General features: G+C 30.3%; 20 protein-coding genes and 3 tRNA genes. 13 read left to right on the forward strand and 10 right to left on the reverse strand.

Annotated features, from left to right (window positions below):
* From H518_RS21215 to H518_RS0108515, 4 genes are all read left to right on the forward strand, one after another.
* Window positions 1-542 (forward strand): hypothetical protein (locus H518_RS21215; protein ID WP_043706756.1); only part of this gene is annotated, 542 nt, incomplete at its 5' end.
* A 15-nt stretch (window positions 543-557) separates the two neighbouring features.
* Entirely contained in the window at window positions 558-932 is a 375-nt protein-coding gene (locus tag H518_RS0108505) for a hypothetical protein (RefSeq protein WP_028888660.1), read from the forward strand.
* A gap of 1050 nt (window positions 933-1982) precedes the next feature.
* The gene (locus tag H518_RS0108510) at window positions 1983-2354 is read left to right on the forward strand and encodes a DUF1304 domain-containing protein (RefSeq protein ID WP_028888661.1); all 372 of its coding nucleotides are present in this window, start codon (window positions 1983-1985) and stop codon (window positions 2352-2354) included.
* 2 nt (window positions 2355-2356) lie between these two features.
* Window positions 2357-3169, forward strand: coding sequence for a mechanosensitive ion channel family protein (locus H518_RS0108515; RefSeq protein ID WP_043706758.1), 813 nt, complete (start codon window positions 2357-2359; stop codon window positions 3167-3169).
* Here the strand turns inward: H518_RS0108515 and tsaB are convergent.
* The 10 genes from tsaB to cyoE all read right to left on the reverse strand — a co-directional run bounded on the left by tsaB (window position 3166) and on the right by cyoE (window position 10430).
* Window positions 3166-3843 carry a tRNA (adenosine(37)-N6)-threonylcarbamoyltransferase complex dimerization subunit type 1 TsaB gene (gene tsaB, locus H518_RS0108520; RefSeq protein WP_028888663.1) on the reverse strand — a complete coding sequence of 226 codons (678 nt, stop codon included), beginning with the start codon at window positions 3841-3843 and terminating at the stop codon, window positions 3166-3168. The genes H518_RS0108515 and tsaB overlap by 4 nt on opposite strands.
* Before the next feature lie 86 nt (window positions 3844-3929).
* Window positions 3930-5264 carry a TolC family protein gene (locus H518_RS0108525; RefSeq protein ID WP_028888664.1) on the reverse strand — a complete coding sequence of 445 codons (1335 nt, stop codon included), beginning with the start codon at window positions 5262-5264 and terminating at the stop codon, window positions 3930-3932.
* Between the two features lie 218 nt (window positions 5265-5482).
* Window positions 5483-5695, reverse strand: coding sequence for a hypothetical protein (locus tag H518_RS0108530; RefSeq protein ID WP_028888665.1), 213 nt, complete (start codon window positions 5693-5695; stop codon window positions 5483-5485).
* On the reverse strand, window positions 5688-6209 hold the full coding sequence (locus H518_RS0108535; RefSeq protein WP_028888666.1) for a DUF420 domain-containing protein: 522 nt from the start codon (window positions 6207-6209) through the stop codon (window positions 5688-5690). Before H518_RS0108535 ends, H518_RS0108530 begins: the two co-directional genes overlap by 8 nt.
* A 1-nt stretch (window position 6210) precedes the next feature.
* Window positions 6211-6858 (reverse strand): SCO family protein, encoded by a 648-nt coding sequence (locus tag H518_RS0108540; RefSeq protein WP_028888667.1) that lies wholly within the window; start codon window positions 6856-6858, stop codon window positions 6211-6213.
* Complete coding sequence (locus tag H518_RS0108545) at window positions 6845-7525, reverse strand: hypothetical protein (RefSeq protein ID WP_028888668.1); 681 nt, start codon at window positions 7523-7525, stop codon at window positions 6845-6847. The genes H518_RS0108540 and H518_RS0108545 overlap by 14 nt, the downstream gene beginning before the upstream one ends.
* Before the next feature lie 62 nt (window positions 7526-7587).
* A complete protein-coding gene (locus H518_RS0108550) occupies window positions 7588-7929 on the reverse strand; it encodes a cytochrome C oxidase subunit IV family protein (protein WP_028888669.1) in 342 nt (113 codons plus the stop codon).
* A 19-nt stretch (window positions 7930-7948) separates the two neighbouring features.
* Window positions 7949-8932 carry a cytochrome c oxidase subunit 3 gene (locus H518_RS0108555; protein WP_028888670.1) on the reverse strand — a complete coding sequence of 328 codons (984 nt, stop codon included), beginning with the start codon at window positions 8930-8932 and terminating at the stop codon, window positions 7949-7951.
* Between the two features lie 56 nt (window positions 8933-8988).
* Window positions 8989-9573, reverse strand: a complete 585-nt coding sequence (locus H518_RS0108560) for a cytochrome c oxidase subunit 3 (protein WP_028888671.1) — start codon at window positions 9571-9573, stop codon at window positions 8989-8991.
* A complete protein-coding gene (cyoE, locus tag H518_RS0108565; RefSeq protein ID WP_051263718.1) occupies window positions 9573-10430 on the reverse strand; it encodes a heme o synthase in 858 nt (285 codons plus the stop codon). The genes H518_RS0108560 and cyoE overlap by 1 nt, the downstream gene beginning before the upstream one ends.
* Window positions 10431-10648: 218 nt before the next feature.
* Here cyoE and H518_RS0108570 point away from each other — a divergent pair.
* The 9 genes from H518_RS0108570 (at window position 10649) to H518_RS0108610 (ending at window position 15030) form a co-directional block, all read left to right on the forward strand.
* Window positions 10649-10720, forward strand: a tRNA-Gly gene (locus H518_RS0108570).
* 51 nt (window positions 10721-10771) lie between these two features.
* A tRNA-Leu gene (locus H518_RS0108575) sits at window positions 10772-10855 on the forward strand.
* A 68-nt stretch (window positions 10856-10923) separates the two neighbouring features.
* Window positions 10924-11007 (forward strand) — tRNA-Leu (locus tag H518_RS0108580).
* 242 nt (window positions 11008-11249) lie between these two features.
* Window positions 11250-11957 (forward strand): DUF547 domain-containing protein, encoded by a 708-nt coding sequence (locus H518_RS0108585; protein ID WP_028888673.1) that lies wholly within the window; start codon window positions 11250-11252, stop codon window positions 11955-11957.
* Window positions 11958-12020: 63 nt separating this feature from the next.
* On the forward strand, window positions 12021-12356 hold the full coding sequence (locus tag H518_RS0108590) for an arsenosugar biosynthesis-associated peroxidase-like protein (RefSeq protein WP_028888674.1): 336 nt from the start codon (window positions 12021-12023) through the stop codon (window positions 12354-12356).
* A 90-nt stretch (window positions 12357-12446) separates the two neighbouring features.
* Complete coding sequence (gene arsS / locus H518_RS0108595) at window positions 12447-13502, forward strand: arsenosugar biosynthesis radical SAM (seleno)protein ArsS (RefSeq protein WP_028888675.1); 1056 nt, start codon at window positions 12447-12449, stop codon at window positions 13500-13502.
* Window positions 13503-13510: 8 nt separating this feature from the next.
* The gene (locus H518_RS19540) at window positions 13511-13936 is read left to right on the forward strand and encodes a hypothetical protein (protein ID WP_043706762.1); all 426 of its coding nucleotides are present in this window, start codon (window positions 13511-13513) and stop codon (window positions 13934-13936) included.
* Between the two features lie 4 nt (window positions 13937-13940).
* Window positions 13941-14435, forward strand: a complete 495-nt coding sequence (locus tag H518_RS0108605) for a rhodanese-like domain-containing protein (protein WP_028888676.1) — start codon at window positions 13941-13943, stop codon at window positions 14433-14435.
* The gene (locus tag H518_RS0108610) at window positions 14428-15030 is read left to right on the forward strand and encodes a TIGR04282 family arsenosugar biosynthesis glycosyltransferase (protein ID WP_028888677.1); all 603 of its coding nucleotides are present in this window, start codon (window positions 14428-14430) and stop codon (window positions 15028-15030) included. The genes H518_RS0108605 and H518_RS0108610 overlap by 8 nt, the downstream gene beginning before the upstream one ends.
* Window positions 15031-15062: the final 32 nt, after the last annotated feature.

Here is a 15062-nt window from a genome sequence, read left to right on the forward strand (position 1 = left end):
GCAAAGAGCCTAAAATTATACGCTCGTACTTTATGTACGATGGCAATATTATAAGTTCACACTTACAGGCTGTTCCGTATGGTACAAAAATTACGTTTATAGCGGAAACCACCAATATCATCGGACAAAAAATAAAGCTAGAACTCTACCGAACTGAGGCTGCTGATAACTACAACGGAAAACAAATTACTGAAAACAATAATGTAGTAGTAAATGCCGAAGGAAAAGTTGTAGTGCCTTTTACGTTGTCTGAAAAATGGATGGCGAAAAACAATAAAGCTCCTTACTTTTATGTAGGGGTAGAAAAAGAAGATGGCTCGTGGTGGAGTACCGAAAAAGATTCTTTAATGTTGAGAGGGTACTATGAAGGTGACATACTAGGGGAAGAAGTAAAAGTGTTAACTAAAATTGATGAGAATACAGACGCTAAAATTATAGCGAAACTAATATTAAAAGAAAAACGAATCAAGTTCGCAAGGGAACATGTAAGAAAAGTTAAGGATAAAGCGAATGCTATAGATAATATAAAAGATATTGCCTAAGATAAAAAGGCTAAATTGAGTGATTATGATAAAACAAAAGTATTTAGAAAAAAGAATAACCATTCAGGAGAAGTAATAATATCTTCCAAATTACTATATGTGATGTATAAATTAAGTCAGATATATAGCTACAACGTTTCTGAAATAACGGGAGCTTCCCATAGCTCAAACAGTAAACATTATTATGGTAAGGCTATTCACATAAGTGAATTAAATGACCAAGACATAGGTCAAGGTGTAGGGAGGAATGCCGTTTGTCATATTCCAAACAAATTAATTCTGGAATTTAAGAAAGAAGCTTTAAGGTATGGCGCTAAAAAAATTCTGCACAAATTAAATAGAAAAATAAAAAAGGATCATCACAATCATTTCCATACAGTTATTAATTAATTTAATAAGAAAAATATTTATGAAAAAATATCTCAAAATTCAATTATTCATTTGTATCGATTTCCTAATCATATCATGCAAAAATAACATCAAGCTTGTAAAAGGTGAAACATATGGAAAATCTTTTGAAAAAAAGTACTTTAATGAGAGTGAACGATATTTTTCCAAAGAGATAATGAACAAATATCAGAAGATTTAGTTAATAAGTATAAAAATTATCGGTATAAAGTTAATTTTAATAAAGAAAGGATAGAGATATTGTTTTATAAGGTGCTTAAAGAAGAAATACTATTACTAGATATCTTAAAATCAAAAAACAAGAACGATGAAACACAAGAGAGAATGCAATATTTCTCAGAAAAACAAAGTATTTACTTATAGATGAATGTGATGGAATTAATAAAAGTGTGATTGTATTAGTAGATAAATCTTCTAAACATTTTGATGAATATAAAAAAATGTTAGAATTTGGGAAGTTAATATAGAAAAAAAAGAAATAGGAGAGTTAGATGTAACATAACATGTTATGACTATATGCACAGTAACTAGGAATATCTCCCTCAATATTCTATAATAAATTTAAAAGAAGCATATCTTTTTTCAAAACCAAGTGTTAATTCCAAAAAAACAATAAAAGTTTCGCAAGGTAATATTAGAATTATTGATACGATTAAAAAGAATTGTCTAATAATAAAAATGTCTTTTGGGTAGAGTGTCTCTATGTAAACTTAAAAGAGAATAAGTCTTTTGAAGGTTATATGATGAGGAATTGTATTTCAGAAAAACCTGTATATATCCCTTAAAACAAGGAAAAGTAAATTAAACCCGTTCCACAAAGTTCCCTGACTTAGCGGAGTTAAACTAATATTTGCATAAAAAGAGAGGTACATTAAGTGTTAAAACACTAATTTTAAAAAGAGAAAGAGAAAACAAACTCAAAATTGGGAGACTCTGCCCAGCGAGTTACTGTAAAAGAAAAGCCACTTTTTATTTTTAAATTTCTATTGTAAAATAGCTAAAAAACTATATATTAAACCAATTTTACTCATTATGAATACACTACAGTCTTTTTTTATTGGATTAGTTGCACTAATTCACATTTACATACTAATATTAGAAATGGTACTATGGACAAAGCCAAAAGGAATTAAAACCTTCGGATTAAAATCTAAAGAACACGCAGAAGAAACAAAAGTACTTGCTGCTAATCAAGGTTTATACAATGGTTTTTTAGCTGCAGGATTAATATGGTCTTTATTAGATAGTAATTACGGAGATAATATTGCTATCTTTTTTCTAACCTGTGTGACTTTGGCAGGTTTTTACGGGTCTTATTCAACAAAGAAGATAAGTATACTTTATGTTCAGGCTATACCCGCAATTATAGCATTAATTTTAACCCTATTAAAAACTTACAATTAAAAATGGATTCTAAACAAATTATTAACAGTATTACCACATATGCTACTGAATATGGATTAAAAATATTAGCAGCTATTCTTATATGGATTATCGGTTCTTGGATTATAAAAAAAATAATGAAAGTTACAAGTACCGTTATGATGAAGAGAAAATATGATGAAAGTTTGCAAAAATTTTTACTCAATCTTGTTAATTGGGTCTTTAAAATTTTATTAATTATTGTTATTTTATCTAAATTAGGGGTAGAAACAACTTCATTTGCTGCAATTATAGCTGCTGCAGGTCTTGCTATTGGTATGGCACTACAAGGTTCTTTAGCAAACTTTGCTGGAGGTGTATTAATAATGATATTTAAGCCTATAAAAATCGGTGACCTAATTAAAGCACAAGGAGAAATAGGTGTAGTTAAAGAAATTGAAATTTTTACTACAAAAATAACAACACCTGATAACAAATTGGTAATTATACCTAACGGAACTTTATCAAATGGTAATATTACCAATTTTACAGCAGAAGGTAAATTACGTGTTGATTTGACTTTTGGTGTAGGTTATGACTCTGACATAAAACAAACAAAAGAAGTTTTATTAAAGGTTTTAACTGACAACAAAAAAGTTTTACAAGATCCTGCTCCTACTGTAAACGTATCTGAATTAGCTGATAGTTCGGTAAACTTTGCTGTTAGACCATGGGCTAATGTTGCAGACTACTGGGATGTATACTTTGAAACTACTGAAAATGTAAAATCAGCGTTAGATAAGGCTGGAATCGAAATACCATATCCTCATGCTGTTGAAATTAAAAAAGAAGCTTAAACTTTCTTTTTTTCAGGAATAGCAATAAAATCTTTTAAATAAAAAGGTTCAAAATAAGCGACATCTTCGATGTCGTTTTTTTTGTACTTAGCATAACTTAACATTGCCATTTCTTTAGATGAAGGAAACTCATCTTTAATAAAGATAGCATTTTCATGAATAATTACCTCTTTACATTTAGCAGCTCCATCTCCTAAAAAATAAACTTTTCCGCTCGATAATTCAGATTCAAAAGAATTCCCATCTATTATTTCTGCTTTTATCTCACGTAATTCTTCATAATTAGCATCATAAACTGCCGAATACACCTCCATTCTTCTAGCATCTAACATTGGTACAATAACTCCTTCATCAACAGAAGTACTATAAGCTAAAGATTTTAATGTTTCTATTGATATTAAGGGCTTCTCTACAGCAAAACAAATTCCTTTTGCTGCTGATACACCTATACGAAGTCCTGTATAAGAACCAGGCCCTTTACTTACAGCCACGGCATCAATATCACTTAACAAAATCTTAGCTTCATCAAAAATTTCTTGAATAAAAGGATGTAATTTTTCTGCATGAGAATAATTGCCATCATTTAATTCTCTAATCACTAAAGTTTCACCATTTTCTGCCAAACTAACAGAACAATTTTTGGTTGCAGTTTCTATGTTAAGTATAAGTGCCAAATTCTTTTTTGCGCAAAGATACTCTTAAAAAATAAAAAAACTCATCATTAAAAAATGATGAGTTTAATTATAAATGAACAGTATTTTTAATCCAATAAAATATCTTCACCGTAGTAAAACTTCAATACTTTAGTAGTAAACACATAATTATATTTTGCTCTAATACTTGCTCCTTCTGCATTCACTAAACGATTACGAACTTGATCGAAATCAAACAATGTCATTGAACCATAATCATAACTTACCTGTGCATTTTTAAACGCTTCCCTTTGAGCATTTAACGAAATCTCTGCAGCTTCAAACGATTTTGCAGCAGCTTTTGCATCTTGAAAAGCTGTTTCTATGGTTTGTTGCAATTGTAATTTTTCATTTTCTAGCCTCGTTTCAGTAATTAGTTTACTAATTTTTGAACGCGCTACTCTCCCATCTGTTTTAAAACCATTAAAAATTGGAATATTTACATTAAAACCCAAACCGTAACCTAAATTATTATCTAATTGTGCTAAAAAACCTGTGTTAGAAATACCAACTGGGAGATCTAAATTATAACCATAATTTGTTCCAACATTACCAGAAGCAGAAATAGATGGCATATATGCAGATTTAGCTATTTTAATAGACAAATCTGCGTTTTTAATATTCAATTTTGCCTTAGCTATTTCAGGCCTGTTAGCTAATGCTTGCTTGTACACCTCTTCTGAGGTACTATAAAGCATTTCCATAGAAGGTGAATTTACTTCAATCTTAGCAACATCAAAATTATTGTAAGGAACTTGTAATAATTGTGAAATATTCAATAGTGCTAAGTTTAACGCATTTTCTTGAGTTACCACATTTTGAGCATCACTAGATGCTGTAGACTGCACATTTAATAAATCACTTTTAGGAACCGCACCTGCATCAAACTGGGCTTTTGCACGCTCAATTTGCTTTTGGCTAATTTCAGCTTGTGTTACTGCGACAAGTAAGTTTTCTTTAGCAAACAATGCATTTAAATACGTGTTAACAACACGTAATGCGATATCATTTTCAATTACTTTTAAATCTAGCTCACTACCTTCTACACCTAATTTAGCTTGTTTATAGGTATTTAAGATTCTATAACCATTAAAAACAGTTATACCAGCAGATAAACCAAAAGAACCCCCAAAATTACTTGTAGAAACCCTATTATTAGACACAGGATCGAAACCAGAACCAAATCTTAAATTCCCTCCTGTAGATCCACTTAAAGACGGTAATTTATCTCCTTTAGCAATCTTTACATCTGATTTAGCAATATCAATATTAAGCTTATTTTGCTTAATAGTAATATTATTTTCTAGTGCATGATTAACGCATTCCTTTAGCGTCCATTTTTTTTGAGAAAAACCAGCTAATGAAATAAATAAAGCTGCGAATAGTAGAATTTTTGTTTTCAAAACGAATATTTTTTTGTTCATTATAGTTAGTCAATTCATGTTCCAAAAAATAATAAAACAATAAATCGCTATATTACAAAGTGTTACATCAATCAAAACATATTTTAACTGTTTGTTTTTGAACATTTAGATGCACAAAACTGAACAATTATTTTTAGTTTTTTTTATATGACGACTAAAGATATAATATGTTACAAAAAAACATTCATATTTGAATGTTAATTTTTTGAAGTTTTTTTATGTCTGTATATAAAATAAGACAAGACACCTACCAAAATATAAGGAAACACCATTAAATATGTAATTCCATTATTAACTCCTTCAGCAACTGCTTCATTACCACCTTCAACAACGGCTTTACACATTGCGCATTGTGCTGACGCTCCTAAAGAAACAATCAATAAAACAAATAATGTTATTTTTTTATACATAATATGGAGATATCATTAAATATACAACTACACCTGTTACAGCAACATATAACCATAGAGGAAATGTGATTTTTGCTATTTTTTTGTGTGCAGGAAAATTACCTAAACGTGCTCTCATAAAAGTTATCAATACAAAAGGTATCACAACAATAGATAATATAATGTGTGTTATTAAAATAAAAAGATATATATATTTTACAACCCCTTCACCTCCAAACTTAGTAGAATCTGATGTCATATGATATGCAACATACATAACTAAGAACAATGCAGAGCAAATAATCGCTGTAGTATTTAATTGTTCGTGTAATTTTTTATTCCCTTTTTTAATAGCGACTACTGATGCTATTAACAATATTGCTGTTAATCCATTTACACTTGCATATATTGGAGGTAAAAATGATAACGGTTCTACATTTGGTATTTTTATTCCAAATAAGGCAGCTACAGCCAAGGGTATAACAACAGAAACTATAGTTATTAGTTTCTTATATTTTTTTTCTTCAATACTCATATTATTCCTTCAATAATAATTTAATATCTTGTTTTAATTCCTGAATTTGATTTCCAAAATCGTGTTCATTTAATGCTCTATAAAACATAATTGGATTTCCGTGCTCGTCATAACGTGAGCGTATATAACCGTCTTTATCTACCAGAGCAAATAATCCAGAATGTTCAAAGCCACCATGAGAAGCTTCTCCTTTCCCTGCATATAATTTAAACCCTTCATTAGACAAATCATAAACAACATCTTCTGACTTACCTGTTAACAAATGCCAATTTTTATGGTTGATTCCATTTCTTTGCGCATATTCTTTTAACTGCTTTGGCGTATCAATATCTGGAGTAATTGAAATAGATGCAATTCCGAAATTAAGATTCCCCATAAATTCATTTTGAATATCAACCATCTTCTCATTCATAAGTGGACAAATAGTTGGGCAGGTAGCAAAGAAAAATTCTACAACATATACTTTGTTGTCAAAATTATCATTGTTAATTGTCTTACCATCTTGATTTAGAAATTCAAAATCTGGAACTTTATTGAATTTATGTAAATCTGATGTTTTAAAATGTTTTATAATTTTTGGCACTGAATAAATACCAAACAATAGAATAATAAACGAAATTCCAACGTATGAATACTTATTTTTTTTCATTTGATATACTTTTTGTTCTTCGGTTTTCACTCCTATTATTTTTCTTTAATGCCATTTTATACTCTACCAAAACAACACTTATATCATCGATCATATCGTTTTTAAGTTCCGCTACAGATTTCATCGTATATCCAAATAATTTTTTATCAGATAATGCATTAATTGTAGACTCCCCTCTTCTTAAATTAAATTCTTTATCAATAAGATATGCTTTAGGCGAGTGAAAGTTTTCATCCAAAGAACTTGACGTTTTAAAACTTTCATGTAGAGCTTCCATTTCTTCAGCAGAAGCAAAAACAAAATTCCACCTAGTTAAATCAGTATTTACACTTAGCATTTTCTTTAAGTCTTCTACAGCTTCTTTTTGACTCTCATCAACCATAGAAATCATCTGAAAACTTACATAATTAGAAAATTTATTATATATTTTTTCTTTTAAGTTATAAACCTCTCCCTTTACTCGATCAATATCTTTCCCCAAAAACGTAACTACGGTAACTCTTTTAGCAAAAGAAACATCTTTATTAATTAAAGAAACATCAATTACACTTTTAGACACTATGGGTAGTTTCCCAAAATTATGTGTACCTAATTGCAATAATATATAAAACAATAAAGGCACTATAAACAATGCAAATAAAACGATAAACTTTTGAACCTTTCCCATTTAAATTTTTAATTAAAAACAAAAAAAGGTGGTTAAAACCACCTTTTCTAAATTTTATTTAATTACCACTTTACCAATGGTCCTAATGTTTCATTTAAATAATCTCCTTCTATTAATACTAGAAGAACCAAATAAGAAATTAAAAAAACCGCTGTCCAAACTATCGCTCTTCTAAACCATGTTTTTTCGCCTTCTAAGTGCATAAATGCCCAAGCAATATAATATGCTTTTACAAGCGTTAAGATAATAAAGAACCAGTTTAACCAACTTGTTCCGAATCCGTATAAATGCATTGCATCTGGCTTAACAATACCAAAGCCTACTTCTACAGTTGTTATAATTGTTAAGATTGCTAAAACAATCCAAATTCTTTTTTTGCTTGATTCGTGTGCTGCGTGCCCCATTTTTAATATCGTTTTTTAATTATACTAAGTAGAAAAAAGTGAATACAAATACCCAAACTAAATCTACAAAGTGCCAATATAAACCTACTTTCTCAACCATTTCATAATGTCCTCTACGTTCATACGTACCTAAGACAACGTTAAAAAATATAATAATGTTTATTATAATTCCAGATAATACGTGGAAACCGTGAAAACCTGTAATAAAGAAAAAGAAATCAGCAAAAATTGGATTACCGTATTCGTTTTCTTTTAAGTTAGCTCCTTCAACAACTTTATTAATCAATGGTAATTTCGCTAAACTTTCAGCTCTTGATAAAACTATTTTTTGTTTAGTTTTTAGATCTAATAACTCAGTTCTAATTAATAAAGAAGGATCCGCTTTAAACGCTTCTTTGATTTGTGCTACTGAATACTGAGAAATTGTTTCTTCATTCTCGAACCATAATCCATTTTGACGAACATGTTGAACTCTATCATCTTTTCTATCAGTATGAACAAAATCGGCTAAAGCTATTTGATGACCATCCTTTACAAATTGTAAAATATGATTATTCTCAGTTTTAACTGCTCCATAAGAACCGTTAATAAAGTTTTTCCATTCCCATCCTTGAGATCCTACGAAAATAATTCCGAAAATGATCGTTGCAAACATATACCAAGCAACTTTCTTTTGTTTCATTTGATGACCTGCATCAACTGCCAAAACCATTGTTACTGATGATATAATTAAAATAAATGTCATTAATGCGACATAATACATTGGCGCGTGTACACCATGCAACCCTGGAAAGTGAGTAAATACCTCATCGGCTATAGGCCATGAATCTATAAACTTAAAACGTGTTAAACCATACGCCGCTAAAAAACCAGAAAAAGTTAATGCATCAGAAACGATGAAAAACCACATCATCATTTTACCATAACTAGCTCCAAATGGTTTGTTACCACCTCCGCTCCAAGTCTCCTTGCTATCAGAATTCAAAGCATTATTTGCTTCCATAAATCTCTCTTTGTTAATTTTTGTTAAAACAGTGCGCCAAAATTACGCATTTTTCATCATTTTATGAAATAGAAAAAGAAAAATAGATAAACCCACAGAACATCTACAAAATGCCAGAAGATTGCGCCTAACTCAAAACCAAGCATATCAGCCGATGAATATTTCTTTTTAAAATGATTATAAATTACTACTAACAATACAATTACCCCTGCTAACAAGTGTAAAACATGCATAAAAGTTATTCCTATAATAAAAGATGTAGATACAGTACTTTCTGGCCCAGTAAAATATAAACCTACAGCTTTTAACTCATTAAAACCTACATATTGATACCATATAAACCCTAAACCTAACGCAAAAGACACTAATAATAATAGTAATGACACCTTTAAATTATCTTTCTTTAAAAATTTCTGAGAAAAAATCATCGTAATACTACTCAATACAATTAAAACTGTACTAATATAAAATGACTGAGGTAAATCGAAACTTACCCAATCTTCACGATTCATACTTACCACATAGGCGCTCGTTAGTCCTGCAAAAAACATAACCATACTAATCATAGAAATCCATAACATCGGTTTCGCTGATTTTCTTTGTCCAACTTTTAATTCTTCTTGTAACGTTTGTTCACTCATTAGTGTAAAAATTTATCTACCACATAAATTATGGGTACGATTGTAATATAAAAAACACTTGCCAACATTAATTTACGTGCATCTGTGTTTTCTTCTGATTTATATAATTGAAAAGCGTAGTACAACATCAATATACCTAATAATAAAATTATTACTGCTGTTATAGGATATATATATAAGTTACCTGTTACTTTTAACACGGGTGCTACCGACATTAAAATCATTATACAGGTATAAAAAATTATTTGCACTATAGCTCCTTTATCTTTTTTATCCATAGGCAACATATGCAATCCTGCCTTGTTATACTCTTCAAATTGCAACCAACCAATTGCCCAAAAATGTGGAAATTGCCAGAAAAACTGTATTAAAAACAAAAAACCTGCTTCAATACCAAATTCACCCGTTGCAGCAACCCATCCTAACATAAAAGGAATTGCACCAGGAATTGCACCTACGAAAACAGCTAAAGGTGTTACTGCCTTTAAAGGAGTATAAGCACTTGTATATAAAAAAATAGAAACTGCACCAAACAAAGCACACTTCGGATTTATTGAATATAAGATACCAATACCCACAATAGTAAAAACAACAGCAATTATTAAGGCTGTCGTTACTGTCATTCTACCTGCTGGTAAAGGACGGTTTTTAGTACGTTGCATTAAGCTGTCAATATCCTTTTCTATAACTTGATTAAAAGCATTTGATGCTCCTACCATTAAGTAACCTCCAATTGCTAGCAATAAGACTATTGTATAATCAATTGTTTCGGCTCCTAATAAATACCCTGTAATAGATGTAAAAACAACACTAATAGATAAACCTACCTTTGTTAGTTGTTTAAAATCATTAAACATTGATTTTAAAGAGGTTTTAGTATGTATAGGTGTAATAGAATCCACTTCGAAATTTAAAAATTTCTGCAAAGGTATTTCTTTCTTATCTAATGACAATAAAAAATAATAGTAATTGAAACAGAAAAAAAATCAAAATTTGTTTTGCGGTTTAAAAAAAGGTGTTATATTTGCACCCGCATTCAGACAATGCATCGTTCTTTAAAATAATTTTTGACTACGCGAAAGTAGCTCAGGGGTAGAGCATCACCTTGCCAAGGTGGGGGTCGCGGGTTCAAATCCCGTCTTTCGCTCTGAGACTTTCTTAAAAATACACCAATTTTGATTGCTTTGCAATCATACAAGCTGAAGTGGTGGAATTGGTAGACACGTTGGACTTAAAATCCAATGGCCCTTGGGCCGTGCGGGTTCAAGTCCCGCCTTCAGTACTAAACCTCGCTTTAATTAGCGAGGTTTATTTTAAGAAAGTAGTCAAAAAAATTATATACATACACCAGCTGAAGTGGTGGAATTGGTAGACACGTTGGACTTAAAATCCAATGGCCCTTGGGCCGTGCGGGTTCAAGTCCCGCCTTCAGTACTAAACCTTAACATTTACTTGTTAAGGTTTTTTTATTTTTAATAGTATTTGTTATCAATACAATTCACTACCTTTAAAACACTCCCCCTACTTTCTTTTATTATTCTACAGATTATAGCCACAATAAAGCAATAAGTGAATACCTATTTAAAGTCAAACAACCTTTCTTTAAAAAAAATGGAACATTCTTTGTAATCTATTACTAAAATAAACGTCTAAACCATCAGATTAAAACAAAAACTATGCGTAACATATTATTATTATTTAGTTTAACTTTCTTTTTAAACTCATTTGGTCAAACAAGTATTTTAAATTCTTTATTAAAAACTCATGTTAGTGCCAAAGGCAACGTAAACTATAAAGCTTTAAAGAAAGAAGAAAGTAAATTAAACACTTACTTAGATTACCTGAACAAAACTAAACCTCAAAAAAACTGGTCTGCAACAAAAAAGAAAGCTTTTTGGGTGAACGCATATAATGCATATACCTTAAAAATTATACTAAACAACTACCCTATTAAAAGTATCCTGAAAATCAAGAAAAAAGGAAAAGATGCTTGGAACATTCCGTTTGCAAAAGTTGGAGGTAAAACATATACACTAAACCACATAGAACATAAAATTTTACGTAAAAATTTTAATGACCCTAAAATTCATGTTGGAGTAAACTGCGCGTCAGGTTCTTGCCCTCAATTAGGAAACTTTGCTTTTACAGAAGCTAATTACGAGCGTAAAACAGATATGCTAATTAAAAAATTTATTAACGACCCTAAGAGAAATAAAATATCAACAAATAAAATAGAACTTTCAAAGATTTTTGAATGGTTTAAAGGAGATTTCACTAAAAAAGGTTCATTAATAAACTTTCTTAACAAGTACTCAGCTACTAAAATAGATGAAAAAGCAAAAATCAGTTTTTTAAAATACGATTGGAGTTTAAACGGTAAATAGCCGTATTGCTCTAATAATTTTTAAAACAATTTGTACTTTTACTTTTTAACTTAAAAAGAATACATGTCAAAAACATACTATGATCCTGCCGACTTACGTAAATTCGGAAAAATAACAGAATGGAACGAAGAACTTGGAAACAAGTTCTTTGATTATTACGGAAAAGTATTTGAAGAAGGTGCATTAACTGCTCGTGAAAAAAGCTTAATTGCTTTAGCTGTTGCTCATACTGAACAATGCCCTTATTGTATAGACGCTTATACAAAAGATGGGTTAGAACGTGGAATTACGAAAGAAGAAATGATGGAAGCACTTCATGTTGGTGCTGCTATAAAAAGTGGAGCAACTTTAGTTCATGGAGTTCAAATGATGAACAAAGTGAATAAACTTGAAATGTAATAAATAATGAGGCATTATTGGAAATTAAAGCGCAGCATAGAAACCGTTATTAATAAGGTTTCGACTACGCTCAACCAGACAGAAGTTTAGATGATGAAAAAATCGCTTTTAGCAAGAAATAACGACTTAGCAAATACACAACGTCAATTAGAAATTTTATCTAACGGAATTTTTGCTGATGGAGAACTGCCTACGTTTGCGAAAAAAATAAAGGAAACAAATCAGTTTCCTTTACGTCCTAAGAAGTTAGAAATTTTACAAATTAACTTAGGTTACATGTGTAATCAAGTTTGTGCGCACTGCCATGTTGATGCTGGACCTGATCGTAAAGAAATTATGACAGTTGAAACCATGCAACAGTGTTTAGATGTTATTGAAAAAACAGGAGCACATACATTAGATTTAACTGGTGGCGCTCCTGAAATGAACCCTAATTTTAGATGGTTTGTTGAAGAAGCTGCCAAAGTGGGAATTAAAGATTTTATTGTTCGTTCTAATTTAACAATTATCCGAGCAAATAAAAAATATTACGATTTACCTGATTTTTTTAAAAAACATAATGTTCATGTTGTTTCTTCAATGCCACACTGGACTAAAGGGAAGACTGATAAACAACGTGGCGATGGTGTTTTTGATAAATCTATCAAAGCGCTACAAATGCTAAACGAAGTAGGTTATGGTGTTGAAGGTTCTGATTTAAAATTAGATTTGGTTTACAATCCTTCTGGTGCTTTTTTACCTGGTGATCAAATGGCTTTAGAGAATGACTTTAAAAAAGCTTTGAAAGATGATTTTAACATCGCTTTTCACAACTTGTTTGCTATTACTAATTTACCAATCAGTCGTTTTTTAGATTATTTAATTGCTTCAGAAAATTACGAAGATTATATGTACGCTTTAGTTGAAGCATACAACCCTACAGCAGTAGCGAATGTAATGTGTACAAATACCCTTTCAGTAAGTTGGGATGGTAATTTATACGATTGTGATTTTAATCAGATGTTAAATTTAAAAGTTGCTAGCAAAGCTACACACATATCCGAATACAATGAAGAGTTATTACAAAACAGAAATATCATTATAAATCAACATTGCTATGGTTGTACTGCTGGTGCCGGTAGTAGTTGCCAAGGTGTTGTCGCTTAACTTCTCATATGAATCATGAACAAGCAGCAATAGAAGAATTATTATTTCAAAGTGGAGCACACTTAGATATTGAAAACCCTAAATGGGAAAACGGATTCATTGGTATGTTACGTCCTTTTAATACTAAGTTATCTGAAGACAACTTTCATAAAATAGTAAATGCATTGCATGTCTTATCCGATGAATTTTCTCACAACAATATCAGAAAAGAGATTATATCATCTATATGGGGAATTTGCCATTTAACTAAAACATGGGCTATTAATTCAGAAGGAATCTTACAAATTAATAACTTAATAACAATTGACCAAATTAAACAGCTTGAAAATTGGACTGAACATATTTCACATATAACATTCTGCTTAATAGATGGATGTGAAAAAAATATAGCCTTTGAAGATTATAATATTGAGTTTAATAAAAACTTAATATAACCGAATGAATAAGTTTATTTTCTTTTTTTTACTGATTTCATTTAATTCTTTCTCACAAAAGAATTTAAAACAATTATTAAAGAAACATAATACAGAAACGATTCCTTATATTTTTGTTGATAGCTTGCAAAAAATAACTTCTAATGTTATTTTATTAGATGCTCGTGAGCAAAAAGAGTTTAAAGTAAGTCATTTACGAAATGCTATTTGTGTTGGTTACGATAATTTTAGCATTACTAAAACTATAAAAATACTTCCTAGTGATAAAAACAGCAAAATAGTAGTATACTGTTCTTTAGGTATTCGCTCTGAAGATGTTGCTGAAAGTCTTAAAAAGGCAGGATACACAAATGTTTACAATTTATATGGCGGTGTTTTTGAATGGAAGAATAAAAATAATACTGTAGTAAACAGTAAAAATAACCCAACTAACAAAATACATACTTTTAATAAAGAATGGAGCAAGTGGCTCTTAAAAGGAGAAAAGATTTATGAGTAAAAACTTACTACTAGTTTTCACTAGAAACCCTGAGTTAGGGAAAGCTAAAACTCGTTTAGCAAAAACAGTTGGAGATGAAACTGCTTTAACTATTTATAAGTTTTTATTAGAGAAAACAAAAGAAGTTACTGCTAATTTAAATTGTGACAAAGCCGTATATTATTCAGTGAAAATTCGCGATAATGATACTTGGGATAAAGAAACTTATCAAAAACACCTACAAAAAGGGGAAGATTTAGGTGTTAGAATGCAAAATGCTTTTCAAAACTCTTTTGATAAAAACTACGACAAAGTACTAATTATTGGTAGTGATTTATATGATTTAACTCCAGCAATTATTGAAAATGCTTTCGATAAGTTAAACACGAACGATGTTGTAATTGGCCCCGCAGAAGATGGTGGGTATTATTTACTGGGAATGAAAAAAATGCATGCTGCTGTTTTTAAAAACAAAGAATGGGGAACGGCAACGGTAAGAAGAGACACCCTAAAAGATTTACAAAAAGTAACCGTACATTTGTTAGAAGAACTGAATGATATTGATGTATTTGAAGATATTGAAAATCATTCAGCATTTCAACAATTTTTAAAATAATAAATGTCTTCTCGAGCGCAGTCGAGAGGTTA

Origin of the sequence: Tenacibaculum ovolyticum DSM 18103 (assembly GCF_000430545.1) — a bacterium.
GTDB lineage: Bacteria > Bacteroidota > Bacteroidia > Flavobacteriales > Flavobacteriaceae > Polaribacter > Polaribacter ovolyticus.

Excerpts from the sequence above, each read along its gene's own strand:
- H518_RS0108510 (WP_028888661.1), top strand. The coding sequence starts at position 1,983 with ATGAATACACTACAGTCTTTTTTTATTGGATTAGTTGCACTAATTCAC.
- H518_RS0108515 (WP_043706758.1), top strand. The coding sequence starts at position 2,357 with ATGGATTCTAAACAAATTATTAACAGTATTACCACATATGCTACTGAA.
- H518_RS0108530 (WP_028888665.1), bottom strand. The coding sequence starts at position 5,695 with ATGTATAAAAAAATAACATTATTTGTTTTATTGATTGTTTCTTTAGGA.
- H518_RS0108535 (WP_028888666.1), bottom strand. The coding sequence starts at position 6,209 with ATGAGTATTGAAGAAAAAAAATATAAGAAACTAATAACTATAGTTTCT.
- H518_RS0108540 (WP_028888667.1), bottom strand. The coding sequence starts at position 6,858 with ATGAAAAAAAATAAGTATTCATACGTTGGAATTTCGTTTATTATTCTA.
- H518_RS0108545 (WP_028888668.1), bottom strand. The coding sequence starts at position 7,525 with ATGGGAAAGGTTCAAAAGTTTATCGTTTTATTTGCATTGTTTATAGTG.
- H518_RS0108550 (WP_028888669.1), bottom strand. The coding sequence starts at position 7,929 with ATGGGGCACGCAGCACACGAATCAAGCAAAAAAAGAATTTGGATTGTT.
- H518_RS0108555 (WP_028888670.1), bottom strand. The coding sequence starts at position 8,932 with ATGGAAGCAAATAATGCTTTGAATTCTGATAGCAAGGAGACTTGGAGC.
- H518_RS0108560 (WP_028888671.1), bottom strand. The coding sequence starts at position 9,573 with ATGAGTGAACAAACGTTACAAGAAGAATTAAAAGTTGGACAAAGAAAA.
- cyoE (WP_051263718.1), bottom strand. The coding sequence starts at position 10,430 with ATGTTTAATGATTTTAAACAACTAACAAAGGTAGGTTTATCTATTAGT.
- H518_RS0108585 (WP_028888673.1), top strand. The coding sequence starts at position 11,250 with ATGCGTAACATATTATTATTATTTAGTTTAACTTTCTTTTTAAACTCA.
- H518_RS0108590 (WP_028888674.1), top strand. The coding sequence starts at position 12,021 with ATGTCAAAAACATACTATGATCCTGCCGACTTACGTAAATTCGGAAAA.
- arsS (WP_028888675.1), top strand. The coding sequence starts at position 12,447 with ATGATGAAAAAATCGCTTTTAGCAAGAAATAACGACTTAGCAAATACA.
- H518_RS19540 (WP_043706762.1), top strand. The coding sequence starts at position 13,511 with ATGAATCATGAACAAGCAGCAATAGAAGAATTATTATTTCAAAGTGGA.
- H518_RS0108605 (WP_028888676.1), top strand. The coding sequence starts at position 13,941 with ATGAATAAGTTTATTTTCTTTTTTTTACTGATTTCATTTAATTCTTTC.
- H518_RS0108610 (WP_028888677.1), top strand. The coding sequence starts at position 14,428 with ATGAGTAAAAACTTACTACTAGTTTTCACTAGAAACCCTGAGTTAGGG.